Source organism: Brevundimonas alba, assembly GCF_011927945.1.
GTDB lineage: Bacteria > Pseudomonadota > Alphaproteobacteria > Caulobacterales > Caulobacteraceae > Brevundimonas > Brevundimonas alba.
The window spans coordinates 504,215-518,502 of the sequence record NZ_JAATJM010000002.1; the positions used below are offsets into that span (position 1 = coordinate 504,215).

General features: G+C 67.9%; 19 protein-coding genes and 1 tRNA gene. 14 read left to right on the forward strand and 6 right to left on the reverse strand.

The genetic code is table 11. The annotated features are described in order from the left end of the window. Window positions 1-6 precede the first annotated feature (6 nt). The gene (locus GGQ87_RS12955) at window positions 7-483 is read right to left on the reverse strand and encodes an outer membrane protein assembly factor BamE (protein WP_168048416.1); all 477 of its coding nucleotides are present in this window, start codon (window positions 481-483) and stop codon (window positions 7-9) included. 82 nt (window positions 484-565) lie between these two features. Between GGQ87_RS12955 and GGQ87_RS12960 the strand changes: the two genes are divergently transcribed. The 7 genes from GGQ87_RS12960 (at window position 566) to GGQ87_RS12990 (ending at window position 4,691) form a co-directional block, all read left to right on the forward strand. Beyond that, the gene (locus GGQ87_RS12960) at window positions 566-1,099 is read left to right on the forward strand and encodes a ubiquinol-cytochrome C chaperone family protein (RefSeq protein ID WP_245161596.1); all 534 of its coding nucleotides are present in this window, start codon (window positions 566-568) and stop codon (window positions 1,097-1,099) included. Then, entirely contained in the window at window positions 1,096-1,608 is a 513-nt protein-coding gene (locus GGQ87_RS12965) for a YceD family protein (protein WP_168048418.1), read from the forward strand. The genes GGQ87_RS12960 and GGQ87_RS12965 overlap by 4 nt, the downstream gene beginning before the upstream one ends. Before the next feature lie 91 nt (window positions 1,609-1,699). After that, complete coding sequence (plsX, locus tag GGQ87_RS12970) at window positions 1,700-2,773, forward strand: phosphate acyltransferase PlsX (protein ID WP_168048420.1); 1,074 nt, start codon at window positions 1,700-1,702, stop codon at window positions 2,771-2,773. Further along, a complete protein-coding gene (locus tag GGQ87_RS12975; protein ID WP_168048422.1) occupies window positions 2,770-3,747 on the forward strand; it encodes a beta-ketoacyl-ACP synthase 3 in 978 nt (325 codons plus the stop codon). Before plsX ends, GGQ87_RS12975 begins: the two co-directional genes overlap by 4 nt. 75 nt (window positions 3,748-3,822) lie before the next feature. Continuing rightward, window positions 3,823-4,131: an integration host factor subunit alpha gene (locus GGQ87_RS12980; RefSeq protein WP_168048424.1), complete on the forward strand. Its 309-nt coding sequence runs from the start codon at window positions 3,823-3,825 to the stop codon at window positions 4,129-4,131. Window positions 4,132-4,133: 2 nt separating this feature from the next. Next, on the forward strand, window positions 4,134-4,559 hold the full coding sequence (locus GGQ87_RS12985; protein ID WP_168048426.1) for a MerR family transcriptional regulator: 426 nt from the start codon (window positions 4,134-4,136) through the stop codon (window positions 4,557-4,559). A gap of 55 nt (window positions 4,560-4,614) precedes the next feature. Beyond that, window positions 4,615-4,691: transfer RNA gene (locus GGQ87_RS12990), tRNA-Pro, on the forward strand. A 63-nt stretch (window positions 4,692-4,754) separates the two neighbouring features. Here GGQ87_RS12990 and GGQ87_RS12995 read toward each other — a convergent pair. Both GGQ87_RS12995 and GGQ87_RS13000 read right to left on the reverse strand, forming a co-directional pair. Then, window positions 4,755-4,955, reverse strand: coding sequence for a DUF2842 domain-containing protein (locus GGQ87_RS12995; protein ID WP_168048427.1), 201 nt, complete (start codon window positions 4,953-4,955; stop codon window positions 4,755-4,757). A gap of 1 nt (window position 4,956) precedes the next feature. Further along, window positions 4,957-5,208, reverse strand: coding sequence for a transglycosylase (locus GGQ87_RS13000; protein ID WP_168048429.1), 252 nt, complete (start codon window positions 5,206-5,208; stop codon window positions 4,957-4,959). 136 nt (window positions 5,209-5,344) lie between these two features. On the opposite strand from GGQ87_RS13000, the gene GGQ87_RS13005 reads away from it, so the two are divergent. Then, the gene (locus GGQ87_RS13005) at window positions 5,345-6,412 is read left to right on the forward strand and encodes a COX15/CtaA family protein (protein ID WP_168048431.1); all 1,068 of its coding nucleotides are present in this window, start codon (window positions 5,345-5,347) and stop codon (window positions 6,410-6,412) included. On the opposite strand, the gene GGQ87_RS13010 is transcribed toward GGQ87_RS13005, so the two are convergent. Beyond that, window positions 6,381-7,796 (reverse strand): alkaline phosphatase PhoX, encoded by a 1,416-nt coding sequence (locus GGQ87_RS13010; protein WP_168048433.1) that lies wholly within the window; start codon window positions 7,794-7,796, stop codon window positions 6,381-6,383. The two genes, GGQ87_RS13005 and GGQ87_RS13010, sit on opposite strands and share 32 nt — an antisense overlap. Before the next feature lie 767 nt (window positions 7,797-8,563). Here GGQ87_RS13010 and rplM point away from each other — a divergent pair. From rplM to msrB, 5 genes are all read left to right on the forward strand, one after another. Beyond that, window positions 8,564-9,040: a 50S ribosomal protein L13 gene (gene rplM / locus GGQ87_RS13015; protein WP_168048435.1), complete on the forward strand. Its 477-nt coding sequence runs from the start codon at window positions 8,564-8,566 to the stop codon at window positions 9,038-9,040. Between the two features lie 2 nt (window positions 9,041-9,042). After that, on the forward strand, window positions 9,043-9,567 hold the full coding sequence (rpsI, locus tag GGQ87_RS13020) for a 30S ribosomal protein S9 (RefSeq protein ID WP_168048437.1): 525 nt from the start codon (window positions 9,043-9,045) through the stop codon (window positions 9,565-9,567). Window positions 9,568-9,640: 73 nt separating this feature from the next. Continuing rightward, window positions 9,641-9,886 (forward strand): hypothetical protein, encoded by a 246-nt coding sequence (locus GGQ87_RS13025; protein ID WP_168048439.1) that lies wholly within the window; start codon window positions 9,641-9,643, stop codon window positions 9,884-9,886. Further along, on the forward strand, window positions 9,883-10,812 hold the full coding sequence (gene argC / locus GGQ87_RS13030) for an N-acetyl-gamma-glutamyl-phosphate reductase (protein ID WP_168048441.1): 930 nt from the start codon (window positions 9,883-9,885) through the stop codon (window positions 10,810-10,812). Before GGQ87_RS13025 ends, argC begins: the two co-directional genes overlap by 4 nt. Window positions 10,813-10,874: 62 nt before the next feature. Beyond that, window positions 10,875-11,369 (forward strand): peptide-methionine (R)-S-oxide reductase MsrB, encoded by a 495-nt coding sequence (gene msrB, locus GGQ87_RS13035; protein ID WP_168048443.1) that lies wholly within the window; start codon window positions 10,875-10,877, stop codon window positions 11,367-11,369. 4 nt (window positions 11,370-11,373) lie between these two features. Here the strand turns inward: msrB and GGQ87_RS13040 are convergent, their stop codons facing one another. Further along, window positions 11,374-11,745 (reverse strand): hypothetical protein, encoded by a 372-nt coding sequence (locus tag GGQ87_RS13040; RefSeq protein ID WP_168048445.1) that lies wholly within the window; start codon window positions 11,743-11,745, stop codon window positions 11,374-11,376. Then, window positions 11,742-13,727: a class I poly(R)-hydroxyalkanoic acid synthase gene (gene phaC / locus GGQ87_RS13045; RefSeq protein ID WP_168048447.1), complete on the reverse strand. Its 1,986-nt coding sequence runs from the start codon at window positions 13,725-13,727 to the stop codon at window positions 11,742-11,744. Before phaC ends, GGQ87_RS13040 begins: the two co-directional genes overlap by 4 nt. Before the next feature lie 90 nt (window positions 13,728-13,817). On the opposite strand from phaC, the gene GGQ87_RS13050 reads away from it, so the two are divergent. After that, window positions 13,818-14,261, forward strand: a complete 444-nt coding sequence (locus tag GGQ87_RS13050) for a hypothetical protein (protein ID WP_245161597.1) — start codon at window positions 13,818-13,820, stop codon at window positions 14,259-14,261. The last annotated feature ends 27 nt before the right edge of the window (window positions 14,262-14,288 follow it).

The following is a 14,288-nucleotide window of genomic DNA, read 5'->3' on the forward strand; positions in this document are numbered from 1 at the left end:
GCTGACCTAGTCGGGGCGGCGCTGGCCGGGTTCGTTCTCGTCAGTGCGGGGCAGTTGGCCGCGGCCGACGTTGCCGAGAAGCTGTTCGAGGATGGTCAGCTGGCGGCCCCGGGTCGGCGTCTCGCGCCCGCTCATGGCGATCTGCTGGCCGTCATCGAGGCCGAGGGTGCGGACATCGGCGACCTGGCCGGCGTCGTTGAAGGTGATCTCGGTAACGGTCCGCTGGGTCACCTGCGGCCGGTTGTAGGTGTATTTCTCGGTGACCTGGCTGATGTAGTACCAGATGTTGTCACGCTCGAAGGTCGAGGTCGTGGAGGGCGTGCCCAGCTTGGTCAGCACGGTCTGTTTGGTGTCGGTGCCCGCCACGATGTCGGCCGGCTTGGCGTCGATCGCCTGGAAGCCGTTCTGGCCCACGACGGGAGCGCAGGCCGCGGTCAGCGCGGCGGCCGAAAGAGCGGCGAGAAGGAGCTTGGTACGGAGCATGGACGGCGCCTGCGAGAGAACAAGGTCTTTGACCTAACCGGACCCGAGCCTTAGTTCAACGGCGCGGCGGAAAAGGGGCCGCATGATCATGCTTCAGAATCTGTTCCGAACCCGACCCCGCGAGCGCCTCGGCGAGCCGCTGTATGAACTGGCGGTCCGCCAGGCCCGCGATCCGGGCTTCTACACGACGCTGGGCGTCGCCGACCGGATCGACGCCCGCTTCGAGCTCTACACCCTTCATGTCCTGCTCCTCATCATGCGGCTGAGGGACGAGGGCGAGCGCGGCGCTGAAATCGCGCAGGGTCTGTTCGACACCTATGTTTCGGCCCTCGACCATGCACTTCGGGAGCTCGGCGTCGGCGACATCACAGTAGGGAAGAAGATGCGCAAGCTGGGCGAGGCCCTGTATGGCCGGATGACAGCCTATGCGCCGCCGCTCAGGGCCGGCGCGCGTGACGCCCTGGCTGCCGGACTCTCGCGCAACGTCTTTGAAAGCGACGACCCCGCAGCCGGGCAGGCTCTGGCCACATATGCACTGGAAAGCCGGTCGCGGCTGGCGGCGCAGGACTTCGCCGATGTCATCGCGCGACCCCACTGGGCAGAGGTCACGGCATGAGCGGCGTGGAACTGCCTTACAGCGAACCGGTGCGCCTGCATCAGGTCGGGACTGGAGTGACCCGGACGCTTGAGCCTGACGCGGCCGCGCGGGCGCGGATCGCAAAGGCGCTGGACCTCACCTCGCTGGACGCCTTTGTGGCCGAGATGAGCCTCGCCCCGTCGCCCGTGGGCTGGCGACTGACTGGCCGGGTCAAGGCCAGTCTCGCCCAGACCTGCGGAATCACTCTGGAGCCCCTGCCGCTCGAGGTGGAAGCGCCCTTCACTATCTCGCTGGCCGAGGCGGTGGACGAGGATTCCGAGGAGATCGTCATCACTCTCGACGACGAATCGCCAGACCTGGTCGAAGGTGGTCAGGTTGACCTGGGGCAGTACGCCGTCGAGCAGCTGGCGCTGCTGCTGGACCCCTTCCCGCGCAAGCCGGGCGCGGAGTTCGTCCAGCCGCCGGAGCCCACGGAAATCTCGCCCTTCGCCGTGCTGAAGCAACTGCGGCCGTCCGACGAAGGTTGACGCAGGGGCGGCGCGGTTGCATCCCCCCGGTGCGGCGCTATCGTCGCCACAGACAAGCGCCGGGCTGACGGCGCGACGGAGTCGAAACGGCTTGTCTTCCCCAGTTCTGATTTCGCTCGACGCCATGGGCGGGGATCATGGCCCGCCGGTCGTGGTGGCGGGGGTCCGCGACTATCGCAAACGCCACGGTGGGGACGGCGTGCGCTTCCTGCTGCATGGCGACGAGATGGCCATTCGCGCCGAGCTGGCGAAATGCGCGCTCGGCGAGGACGTCTGCGAGGTGCGGCACACCGACAAGGTGGTCGCCATGGACGAAAAGCCTGCCCAGGCCATGCGCCGCGGCAAGGGTTCCAGCCTGTGGAACGCGATCGAGGCGGTGAAAGCGGGCGAGGCCGGGGCGGTCGTATCCGCCGGCAACACCGGCGCCCTGATGGCCATTTCGAAGCTGATCCTGCGGATGTCGGCTCACGGCCTCGAGCGGCCCGCCATTGTCGCCAGCTGGCCGACGCTGAAGGGCGTCACGGCGGTGCTGGACGTGGGCGCCAACATTGAGAGTGACGCTGAACAGCTGGTCGAGTTCGCCATCATGGGCGAGGCCTTCCACGCCGCGGTGCACGGTGGCGGCCGGGCGAGCATCGGCCTGCTGAACGTCGGCTCCGAGGACATGAAGGGCCACGAGGAGGTCCGCGAGGCCGCGCGGATCCTGCGCGAAGGCGGACTGGGTCTCGACTACAAGGGTTTCGTGGAGGGCGACGACATCGCCAAGGGCACCGTGGACGTCGTGGTCACGGACGGATTCACCGGCAACATCGCCCTGAAGACGGCCGAGGGTGTGGCCCGGTTCATCTCCGCCTTGATGAAGGAGGCACTGACCTCCAGCGTGCCGGCCAAGGCGGGGGCGCTGCTGGCCATGCCGGCGCTGCGGCGGATGCGCCAGAAGATCGATCCGAGCGCCGTCAACGGCGGGCCACTACTGGGTCTGAACGGCATCGTGGTCAAAAGCCACGGCGGCGCGGATGCGAAGGGGTACGGCAACGCCATCCGCATCGCTGTCGATCTGGCCCGGAGCGACTATCTGCATAAGGTCAGCGAGAGTCTGAACCGCCTGACCGTCGTGCTTGAACAGCCGGCCGCCGACCTCGCGGCCATGGAGGCTTCCCAGTGAGCGTCATTCGCAGCGCCGTGACCGGCGTCGGCTCGTTTCTGCCGGAACAGGTCGTGACCAACGCCGATCTGGCGAAGATCGTCGACACCTCGGATGAGTGGATCGTCGAGCGCACCGGCATCCGCCAGCGGCACCGCGCCCGCGACGACCAGCCAACCAGCGATCTGGCTGTCGAGGCCTCCAGGCGGGCCCTGCGCGACGCCGGCCGCAGCGTCGAGGACGTCGACCTGATCGTGGTGGCGACAACGACGCCGGACATGACCTTCCCGTCCGTGGCGTCGATCGTGCAGCGCAAGATGGGCGTGCCGACCTGCATCGCCTTCGATGTGCAGGCGGTCTGCTCGGGCTTCGTCTACGCCCTGAGCGTCGCCGACGGCTTCGTGGCGCGGGGCATGGCGAAATGTGCGCTGGTCATTGGGGCCGAGGAGATGACCCGGCTGATGGACTGGACCGATCGGTCCACCTGCGTCCTGTTCGGCGACGGCGCGGGGGCCGTGGTGGTCGAGCCGCGCGAAGGGCAGGGGACCAAGTCCGACATGGGCCTGCTGGGGTTCGCTCTGCGCTGCGACGGGGCCAAGACGGACCTTCTCTATGTCGACGGCGGCCCGGCGACGACCGGATCGGTCGGGCATCTGCGGATGGCGGGCAATCAGGTCTTCCGCCATGCCGTGGTCAACATCGCCGAAGCGATCACCGCCTGCTGCGCGGTCGCGGGTATTGAGATCGCCGACGTCGACTGGTTCGTGCCGCACCAGGCCAACCAGCGGATCATCAAGGGCGTCGGCGACCGGCTGGGGCTGGACGAGAACAAGGTCATCTCGACCGTGGCGATGCACGCCAACACCTCGGCGGCCTCGATCCCGCTGGCGCTGGACGCAGCCATCCAGGACGGCCGGATCAAGCGCGGCGACCTTGTTCTGGCCGAGGCCATGGGCGGCGGTCTGACATGGGGCGCCTGCGCCTTTCGCCTGTAGGGCGCAATTCGCCTTTCCATTTGAAGGCGCTTGCTCTTTTATGGGCCGGACTGACTTTTCGAGGGGAGCGGACGATTGGCTCAGCACCAGACCCTGACGCGGGCGGACCTGTGTGAGGCGGTCCACGAGGAGGTCGGCCTGTCGCGCCAGGAGTGTTCGGCGCTGGTCGAGCGGACCCTCGAACTGATCATCGAATCGCTCGAGCGCGGGGAAACGGTGAAGCTGTCGGGCTTCGGCGTGTTCCAGGTCCGCGAGAAGCGAGCCCGGATGGGCCGCAATCCCAAGACCGGCGAACCGGCGGCGATCCATCCGCGCCGGGTCATCAGCTTCCGCGCCTCGCAGATCATGAAGGGCCGGGTTCACGACGCTGTCGTGCCCGCCTGATCGTGGCCAAGAGCCCGAACGCCTTTCGCACCATTTCGGAAGCCGCCGACGAGATCGGCGCGCCGCAGCATGTGCTGCGCTTCTGGGAGACGAAGTTTCCCTTCATCACGCCGCTGAAGCGGGCCGGCGGGCGGCGCTTCTACCGCCCGCAGGACGTGGTGCTGCTGAAGGCCGTCAAGCGGCTGCTGCACGAGGATGGACTGACCATCAAAGGCGTCCAGCGCCTGCACCGCGAGCAGGGCATCAAGCGGCTGGCGGCCTGGGGGGATCCGGACGGCCTGGTGACGTTCGAGCCCGATGGCGCGGCTGAAGCGGCGCCCGTGCAACCGGCGCCGACGGGCGCTTCATCGGTCCGGCTGCGTCAGGTCCTGGCCGAACTGGAGGGGGCGCGGGCGCGGCTCGAGGCCGTTCTTTCGCGATCCGCCTGACGTCTCGTTTTTGGGTTTGCGGGGGGACGGCGCCCCGTCTATAGGGAGCGCCTCTCGGAGCGTGGCGCAGCCTGGTAGCGCACTTGACTGGGGGTCAAGGGGTCGCAGGTTCGAATCCTGTCGCTCCGACCATCTTCCGCAATGAAGACGGTTGGTTGAAGGGGTCGCTTTCGGGCGGCCCCTTTGCAATTCGGCTCAGTCCCGCGGACGCTCAGCCCATTTGATCAGCGGATAGAGGGGCACGGCCCAGCCGATGCCGGCGACGGCGAAGACCAGCAGGTCGATGACCGGTCCCGGCGGCAGGACGCCACGCAGGGCGATGGCGCCCCAGATCCAGAAGACGAGGAAGGCCAGCAGGCCCAGCATGGCGATGAAGCGGCGGGTCCGCGGCCCCATGTCAGCGCTTGGTCCGGAACAGGAAGAAGGTGGCGAGGGCGATGGCCGAGGCGGCCAGCGACCAGGCGACCCAGGTCCAGCCATCCATGGTCGAGACGCCGAACACCCGGACGGCCAGGAACCAGCCGGCGACGGCGGCCACGCCGGAGACCAGCGAGGTCGCGAACAGGCCGCGGCGACCCGTCAGCAGATCGGCTGTCCAGGCCAGGACGAAGGCGCCGAGGACGGCGATGACGATGTCCGCGTACTGCAACCGCGTTCTCCTGACCTGCGACGCTCCGGCGTCCAAAAGCGACTCGATCTCGCCTTCGTGGGCGGGCATACCGCTCAGTCGGGCGTCGGACCAGCGGCGCGCCGTCCAGTGTAACGGTCGGGATAGCGGGCGTCGAATGAAGCGTTTCATCGGGGGGGATCAGAGCCGGGCCGTGGCCATATGGCTGTTCGTCACGGCGGCGCTGGTGTTCGCCATGGTCGTGGTCGGCGGCGTGACGCGGCTGACCGGATCGGGCCTGTCGATCACCGAATGGAAGCCGATCATGGGGGCGATTCCGCCGATGAATGCGGCCGACTGGGCCGAGGCATTCGCGAAATACAAGGCGATCCCGCAGTATGAGCAGGTCAACGCCGGCATGACGCTGGGCGAGTTCAAGGGCATCTTCTTCTGGGAGTGGCTGCACAGGCTGCTGGGCCGATTGATCGGCGCCGCGTTCGCCCTGCCGTTCCTTGTCTTCCTGCTGTTCCGCAAGATCCCGCGGCGGCTGATCTGGCGGTGCGCGGCGCTGCTGGCGCTGGGGGGGCTGCAGGGGCTGATCGGCTGGTGGATGGTGTCCAGCGGGCTGAGCGAGCGGGTCGATGTGGCGCCGGAGCGGCTGGCGACGCATCTGGGACTGGCGCTGCTGATCTTCATGGGGCTGATCTGGACCGGGCTGGAGGCCTGGAACGGCGAGGAGCATTCGCGGCATCCGGTGGGCTGGAGCCGGGGCGCGGCGACCCTGCTGGGCGCGGTGTTCGTCCAGTGCCTGCTGGGCGGACTGGTGGCGGGGGCCAAGGCCGGCTTCGTCTATACCGACTGGCCGATGATGAACGGGGCGGTGCTGCCGCCGGTCGAGTGGGGCAAGGGCGCGCTGGCCTTCCTGCACGATCAGGGGCTGGTGCAGTTCGATCACCGGATCATGGCCTATGGCCTGCTGATCGGCGGGACGATCTATGCGGTGCAGGCGTGGCGCTGGCGGTTGGCGGAGGGGCTGGGTGTCTCCGCCTTCGTGCTGGCCACCGTGCTGTGGCTGCAGGCGGCGCTGGGTGTCGTGACCCTGATCAACGCCGTGCCGCTGTGGCTCGGCGCCCTGCATCAGGCGGGAGCGGCGCTGGTGCTGGCGACCGCGACGGTGAACCTGTGGCTGGTCCGCCGGTCTCAGCCGCGGTTGTTCATGTCCGGACCGAGGTCCAGGGTCCTCTGATCGCGAAGGTCACGCCCGGGTACATGACGTTGACGAACAGGACCTGTCCGTCGGGCGAGAAGCAGGCGCCGGCGAACTCGGAATTGCCGCTGAAGACGTTGCGGGCGATCGTGTAGAGCTTGCCCTCGGGGGTGACGCCCTTGAGGTGGTTTTTGGTCACGTCCGAATAGTTGTCCTCGCAGACGACCAGATGGCCCCAAGGCGCGACGGCGATGTTGTCGCCCATGTTCAGGGTCCGCTCGTCGGCGCTTTCGACGAACAGCTGGATGCGGCCGGGGCGGTGGGCCTCGCCGCGGCGGCCCTCGTCGGCCGAGGGGATGTAGCGGAGGATCTGGCCACGCTTCAGAGGACCGCCCGAGGTGGCGGTCATGTAGAGCTCGCCGTCGCCCCAGACGATCCCTTCGCCGCGGGCGACGAGCGCGGCGCCGTCGGCGTGGCCCCGCATGCGCAGGTCGGCGTTGGGCGATTCGACGTCCTCGAGATCGATCCAGACGACCTCGCGCCAGTCGCCGAGGGCCCATTCGCGGGCCCCGTCCTGATTTCGCGTGTCGCCGCCGGGTTTGCCCTTCAGGGCCATGGCCTGCAGGCGGCCGCCGTCGATCAGGCGGCCGGGCGTGGTCGGGAGGAAGCGGTAGAACAGGCCGTCGTTCTTGTCCTCGGTCAGATAGACGATGCCGGTGCGGGGATCGACGCAGACGGCCTCGTGATCGAACCGGCCCATGGCCTTGAGCGGGACCGGGTCGACCAGGCCGGTGGCGGCGGCCGGGACCTCGAAGATGAAGCCGTGGGACTTGGTCACGTCGCCGTTGGCGGGCGTCAGCTCCGTCTCCTCGCACGTCAGCCAGCTGCCCCAGGGCGTACGGCCGCCGCAGCAGTTGGTCGAGGTGCCGGCCAGCGACAGGTGTTGGCGTACCGTGCGGCGGCTCTCGAGATCATAGACGAGGGTTGTGGTGCCGCCGGGCAGGACGCGACCGTCCTTGTAGGTGTCATAGCTCTTCGTCGGATCGAGCAGGCCGATCCGCTCCTGATGGAAGCCCCCCGGGCCGAGGTTGCGATGTAAGCCGCTGGAGCCCTTGAGCTCGTGATTGACGACGAGGGCGACCTTGCCGCCGCCGAGATCGAAACAGCCCATGCCGTCGGGCTGGCCGGGGACGTAGAGGCCGTCGGCCATGGTGTCGCCGGTCTGGGAGATGACCTGGTAGGTGAAGCCCTCGGGCAGGTCGAGGAAGCGCTCGGGGTCCTGGATCAGGGGTCCGTAGCCGTGGACTTCGTTGAGGTAGGTTTCCTCGGTCGCGGCGGCCTGGGCCTCAACGTTGCGGGCGAAGCCGGAGAAGGCGAGGGCGGCGGCGGAGCCGGTGAGAAGGTGGCGGCGCTGCAGACGCATGGGAATCTCCGTGGGGAGGGTGTTATGGCCGTCCGGGCGGCGGAGGTCATCATGGTTCTGTGACGCGGGGCGGGAGTTTTCACCGCACGACGAGGCGGTCGGCCGAGCGCAGATCGAGGCGGGTTTTACCCGGGTATAAATCGGGAAAATTGGCTTCAAAGCGTCCGTAGAGTCCGAAGAGTCGGGTTTGCTGTTCAAAGTGCGCTGGGCGGACACCTGTGGCGGCGTCTGCGGATCGGGTTGTCAAAGACCGGCGGCGGAAACGAACGCGGGCATTATACGGCCGCGGGATAGCGTGCGCGGAAGATCGGGTCGAGAAAAGGCGATGTCGTTGAACTCGCAGGCGTTTGGCCGCGCTATCCGACTATAGAAACGCGGATTGTAGGCACAGCGTCATGGCCTCGCCCCGGCTTTCGTCATCCTCCGGCAAGGCGCTTCGGCGCCGCGAACGGGGGACCCAGCGGCGCGCGCCAGCGCGACCCTGCCGGGAGCGCGCTGATCACAGCCTGCCTGAACAGATCGCCTTCGGCGCCGCTGGGTCCCCCGGTCTCGCTGCGCTCGCCGGGAGATGACGAAGGAGGAGATAGACACGGTTAGTATGGTATTTTAATACCGCTTCCAGATTGCTCAATAAATACCGTTATATAGCCGCACCTGCGCCCCACAACCCGCATTGACCTTCCCTGCCGGTTCCTCTATCAGCGCGCCTTCCGCTCAGCCCGGTCACGGGAGGGGCACTCCGTTCGTCTCCCCCAGGAACCCTCGTCATGCTGAAGAGCACCACGGCTTCGCTGAAGCCGGCCGAGGTCACGAAGAAGTGGATCCATATCGACGCCGAAGGCGTCGTCGTGGGCCGTCTCGCGACCTTTATCGCCAACCGTCTGCGCGGCAAGCACCGCGGCGACTACACCCCGCACGTCGATTGCGGCGACTACGTCGTCGTCACCAACGTCGACAAGGTGGTGTTCACCGGCAAGAAGAACACCGACAAGATCTACTACCGTCACACCGGCCACCCGGGCGGCGTCAAGCAGACCACCCCGGAGAAGGTGCTGAACGGCCGCTTCCCCGAGCGCGTGCTCGAGAAGGCCGTTGAGCGCATGCTGCCCAAGGAAAGCCCGCTGGCCCGCAAGCAGATGACGCACCTGCGTCTGTTCGCCGGCGCCGCGCACACCCACGAAGCCCAGTCGCCCGAGACGATCGACTTCAAGTCGGCTTCTCCCAAGAACACCCGGAGCGTCTGAGCATGACCGACGTCACCAACGAAACCGCCGTTGCCGAAACCGCGCCGACCGAAACCCTGACGGGCTTCGACGCCCTCAAGGGCATGCAGACCCCCGGCGTGGGTGAAGAGCACCCGGTCTACGTCCAGAAGCTGGACGCCCAGGGCCGCGCCTATTCAACCGGCAAGCGCAAGAACGCCATCGCCCGCGTGTGGATCAAGCCGGGCACCGGCAAGATCACCATCAACGGCAAGGATCAGATGCAGTATTTCGCCCGCGAAATCCTGCGCATGATGATCGCCCAGCCGCTGGAAGTGACCGACCGCGCCACCCAGTTCGACGTCGACTGCACGGTCGAGGGTTCCGGCCTGTCCGGCCAGGCCGGCGCCATCCGCCACGGCCTGTCGCACGCCCTGACGCACTATGAGCCGGCGCTGCGCCCGGTCCTGAAGCCGCACGGCTTCCTGACCCGCGACGCCCGCGTCGTCGAGCGCAAGAAGTACGGCCGCGCCAAGGCCCGCAAGTCCTTCCAGTTCTCGAAGCGCTAAGCGGATCGCGAAAGCGGTTATGGATTGGGGGCGCTTCGGGAAACCGGAGCGCCCTTTTTCTTTGGAGGCTCGTATGCCGCTCGGCCTTGCCCTGATCTTCGGCGCCACGATCTGCGGACTGATCGTCGCTTGTGGCGGCTTCTGGTTGATACGAACCCTCAGGACCGGCGAGTTCGGAGTCTCGGGCCCCGGACTAGCGCCATCCATTCGCCGGGTGCGTCAGCCGGTGAAGTTCTGGCTCGCCGTCGCAGTCCTGGGCGGCTTCCTCGTTTTCCCGCTGGCTGTCGTTCTGTTTGTCGTCTCACAGGTGTTCGCATGACCCACACCATCTTCATCGACGGCGAGGCCGGGACCACAGGGCTGGAGATCCGCGAACGGCTGGAAGCCCGAGCAGATCTGGAGCTGATCCTGCTGGGCGACCGGCGGCGCGACGTGGAGGCCCGGCGGGAGTCGCTGAACAGCGCAGATGCCGTGATCCTGTGCCTGCCTGACGACGCGGCGCGGGAAGCCGTGGCTATGATCGAGAACCCCCGGGTGCGGGTGATCGACGCCTCGACCGCCTATCGGGTCGATCCGGCCTGGACCTACGGGTTTGCCGAGATGGCGCCGGGGCAGCGGGAGAAGATCGCCGGTGCGACGCGGGTGTCGAACCCGGGCTGCTATCCGACGGGGTTCATCGGGTTGGTCCGGCCGCTGGTCAGCGCGGGGATCATCCCGGCGGGCTGGCCGGTGACGGTCAATGCGGTGTCTGGATACTCCGGCGGCGGCAAGGCCATGATCGCCGAGTTCGAGGCGGGCGCGGAGCCGTTCCGGGCCTATGGCCTGACGCTGAAGCACAAGCATGTGCCGGAGATGACGAAGCACACCGGGCTGGAGCGGCCGGTGCTGTTCGCGCCGGCGGTCGGCGCCTATCGCCAGGGCATGCTGGTCGAGGTGCCGCTGCATCTGGGAGCCCTGCCGGGCTCGCCGTCGGTCGAGGTGGTGCATGGGGCGCTGGCCGAGGCCTATGCGGACGCGCGGTTCGTCGAGGTGGCGGAGCTGGAGGCGACCGAGGCCATGACCGGGATCGATCCGGAGGGGCTGAACGGGACCAACCGGATGCGGCTGCATGTGTTCGGCGACCGGTCGGGGGAGCAGGTCCGGCTGGTCGCCCTGTTGGACAACCTCGGCAAGGGGGCGTCGGGCGCGGCGGTGCAGAACCTGAACCTGATGCTCGGGCTCAACGAGGGCGCCGGGCTGGGCTGACCCTTTCGCCGCAGGTGAGACGGGATTGAAAACCGCCGGCGGGTTTCCGACGTATCACCGTCATGACCCAGCTTTCCCGCCGACACCTGATGCTGACCGCCGGCGCGGTCGCCGTGAGCGCCTGTACGCCGGGACCCGCGGATGCATCGGAAGCGCAATACGCCAGTTCGCCGTTCCGGCGGCTGACCGACGCCCAGTGGCGGGCGCGACTGCCGGCGGCCAGCTATCAGACGCTGCGGCATGCAGCGACGGAGCGCCCGGGGACCAGTCCGCTGAACGACGAGCACCGGCGCGGAACCTTCGTCTGCCGGGGCTGCGACCTGCCGCTGTTCCGGTCGCAGTGGAAGTTCGACAGCGGGACTGGCTGGCCGAGCTTCTATGACGCCATCGCCTCCAATATCGGCACCAAGACCGACTTCGAGATCGGCATCCCGCGCACCGAATACCACTGCGCCCGTTGCCTGGGGCATCAGGGGCATATCTTCGACGACGGGCCGCGGCCGACCGGCAAGCGCTACTGCAACAACGGCGTGGCGCTGAAGTTCGTCGCCGCCTGAGGGCTCAGGAGGCCTTGATGGCCGACTCGAGGGTGACGCCGAACCAGACGGCGGCGATGATCACCAGCAGTCCATAGTCGTGGCCCGGCCAGAAGACCGGAATGGCCGCGGCGAGGACGACCGCCATGGGGAAGATGCCGGCCCAGACGGCCGTGCCGGGACTGTCGCGATGGATCATCGGCGGTCGCGGCTTGATGCGCATCATCTTGAGGAGCGGCGGGTTCAGCAGCACGAAGCCGATCGAACAGGCGGCCGCCAGCACCAGATTGCGCGCCAGCTGCACCGAGGCGCCGTAGAAGCTGGTCGTGACGACCACGAGGATCAGCGCCAAGCCGGTCGAGAGCGCCAGCAGGAGATTGGGTTCGAGGCGCTTCAAGACTTCACCTTCACATAGGAGCCGGGGGCCGGTTCGATCGCGGGCAGAGGGCCCTTGTTCGGATCACGGGCGGGAATCCAGTCGCCGGAGCGGGCGTGGAGCCATTCGGCCCAGTGGTTCCACCAGCTGCCGGGATGTTCCTCCGCGCCCGCCTGCCATTCGCCGAGCGTGTCGGGCAGGGCCGGGTTGATCCAGTGCTGATACTTCTTCGCCGACGGCGGATTGACCACGCCGGCGATATGGCCGGACCCGGCGAGGGTCAGGGTGACGTCGGCGTTCCGGAAAGCCCGGGCCGAGCGATAGACCGAATTCATCGGCGCGATGTGGTCCTCGCGGCTGGCCTGGAAGTAGAGGGGGATGCGGATCTTGGACAGGTCGGCGTGGATGCCGCCGATCTCGAACTGGCCCTGCGACAGGGCGTTCTGGCCGTACATGGAGCGCAGATAGTCCATGTGGAGCTTCTTGGGCATGCGCGTCTGGTCGGCGTTCCAGAACAGCAGGTCGAAGGCGGGCGGGTCCTTGCCCATCAGATAGTTGGACACGAAGAAGGACCAGATCAGGTCGTTGGCGCGCAGGGCGTTGAAGGTGTCGGCCATGGCCGCGCCCGGCAGGACGCCGCCGGCCGCGTCCATCTGCTGCTCGATCTCGTTCAGCCAGTGGTCGTCGGTGAACAGCAGCAGGTCGCCGGCCTCGGCGAAGTCGTGCTGGGCGGCGAAGAAGGTGTTGGCGGTGACGCGGTCGTCGCCGTGTTCGGCCATATGGGCCAGGGCCGCGCCCATCAGCGTGCCGCCGATGCAGTAGCCGACGGTGTTGATGTGGTCGGCCCGCGACTGCTCCAGCGCCTTTTCGACGGCGCGGTAGATGCCCTTCTGCAGATAGTCGTCGAAGCCGTAGCCCGCCTTGTCGACATCCGGATTGACCCAGGAGCAGACGAAGACGGTGAAGCCCTGGCTCGACAGCCAGCGGATCATCGAGTTCTCGGGCTGCAGGTCCAGGATGTAGAATTTGTTGATCCAGGGCGGGAAGATCAGCAAGGGCGTGGCCCGCTGCTTGTCGGTGGCGGGGTCGAACTGGATTAGCTCGAACAGCTCGTCGCGCCAGACGACCTGGCCGGGGGCGGTGGCGACGTTCACCCCGACCTCGAAGCGGCCGTAGTCGGCCTGGCTGATCTTCAGCTTGCCGGCGCCGCGCTCCATGTCGGCGGCGAAATTCTGCATCCCCTTCACCAGCGATTCGCCGTTCGTCTCGGCCAGCGCCTTGAGGGCGACCGGGTTGGAGGCGAGGAAGTTGGAAGGGGAGAAGGCGTCGGTCAGCAGTTTGGTGAAGAACTCGGCGCGGCGTTTGGTGCGGGGGTCGATGTCCTCGACGCTGGAGACGAGGCCGTTCATCCAGTCGGCCGTGGCCAGATAGGACTGGCGCATGACGTCGAACATGGGGTTCTCTGACCAGGCGGGGTCCTTGAAGCGCTTGTCCTTCGAGGGCGGGGCGGAGACCTCTTCTCCGGCGGCGCGGCGGGTCGTGGAGGCCCACAGGTCCATATAGCGGTTGAACAGGTCGGCCTGGGCGGCGAACAGCTTGTCCGGGCGGGAGGCGAGGCCGGTCATCACCTGGGTCATGGCCGGGCCGACGTTGAACGGGTCGGGCGACAGGGCGGCGGGGCGGTCGGCCTGCGCCAGCGCGGCCTCGGCGATGGCCGACTGGGCGGTCATGGCGGCCTTGGCCAGATTCAGCGACAGGGTCTCGATCATCTGCCGCTGCTCTTCGCCGGGGAAGGCGAAGGCGGGGCCGGGCGATGGCTCCGTCGATTGCGGCGGTTCGGGAGCGGGCCCGGGCGCCGCAGCGGGGGCGGGCTGTTCGGCGGCGGCGGCCTTGGCGGCGCGGGGACGCGGCGGCTTGGCCGAGGTGGGGCGGCCCGACTTGCGGGCCGGGCGCGGGGCGTCGGCGGCGGGAACCGGAGGCGGAGTGGTCGGACGCTTGGCCATTCAGAAGCTCCGGGAGACGTCAGGATCGGTCGCAGGGCGCGGCTGTCGCCCTTCCGCCCGCCGCCATCATGGCATATGACCGGCCCTGACATGAACGCGCCGATACGGAAATTCGCAGCGGTTCTTACCGCCGCCGTCGCCACGGGCGGTCTGACGGCCTGCGTGGGCGCGTTCAACCCCGAGACGGACCCGACCTCGCCGGTCGCGCCGCGGGTTCAGGCGCTGGTCGATGCGAATCGCGAATACCCGCGCTGGGCCGATTTCCCGAAGTCGCTGGAGCCGGAACCGGAGCCGGCGCAGATCGCGGCGCAGGTGAACACCCTGCGGGTGACGGGCGGCGCGCTGACGGGCGAGGTGTCCCGCATCGAGTGGACGCTGAACGAGGACCCGGCGGCGTTCGCTCAAGGGGTGCAGGCGCGGATCGACGCCACGCCCGTCGCGCCGGTGACGCAGGAAACCGCGGCCGAGATCGAAGAGTTCGCACGGCGCACCCGCGAGCGCGGACGGGCGCCGCCGCCGGTTCCGCGCCGCTAAACCACACCAAAGGTCGCCGGGACGACA